The organism is Vibrio sp. 10N.261.52.A1 (assembly GCF_002876325.1).
Taxonomy (GTDB): Bacteria; Pseudomonadota; Gammaproteobacteria; order Enterobacterales; family Vibrionaceae; genus Vibrio; species Vibrio chagasii.
In genome coordinates this window covers 1-514 of sequence record NZ_MCYD01000068.1, presented here as the reverse complement: position 1 = coordinate 514, position 514 = coordinate 1, and the positions used below count along the sequence as shown (strand labels likewise).

Below are 514 nucleotides of genomic sequence, written 5' to 3'. Positions count from 1 at the left end.
GGCATTAAGTGATTAAAACGGAGCGTTTAGAACTCAGAATATTTACGCAGCAAGACCGTAGTGAAGTTATAAAATTACTTGGTAATTCTGATTTTATGGCGTTTTCTCCAACTGGCGCAATGACACATGAGCAAGCAGATACGCGTTTTGAAGAGCTTGTTCGTGCATTTCAATATAAAGGTATTGGAAAGTTTTGTGTTGTGGAACGCAGGACTGGCGAGCTAGTTGGTTATTGTGGGATAGAATCATTTAACTATAAAGGCGAAAGTGTAGTTGAACTTGGATATCGGCTTAAGGTTTCAGCTCGGGGTAAAGGGTACGCATTCGAAGCAAGTTCTGCCGTTCTTTCTTTTGCCAATCAAATTGGTTATACGAAAGTTCTTGCTATAACTGAACCTGAAAACATGCCTTCGCAGCATATACTTCTTAAACTTGGGTTCAAGGCGAGTGGTGACGGTTCCTATCAAAATATGCCAGTTCAGTACTTTGAAAAATGCATATAACAAACATTTAA

The 514-nt window shown here is 39.3% G+C and carries 1 protein-coding gene; it reads left to right on the top strand.

Going from position 1 to position 514, the window contains the following annotated elements:
* Positions 1 to 8: 8 nt before the first annotated feature.
* The gene (locus BCT81_RS01000; RefSeq protein ID WP_102423011.1) at positions 9 to 503 is read left to right on the top strand and encodes a GNAT family N-acetyltransferase; all 495 of its coding nucleotides are present in this window, start codon (positions 9 to 11) and stop codon (positions 501 to 503) included.
* Positions 504 to 514: the final 11 nt, after the last annotated feature.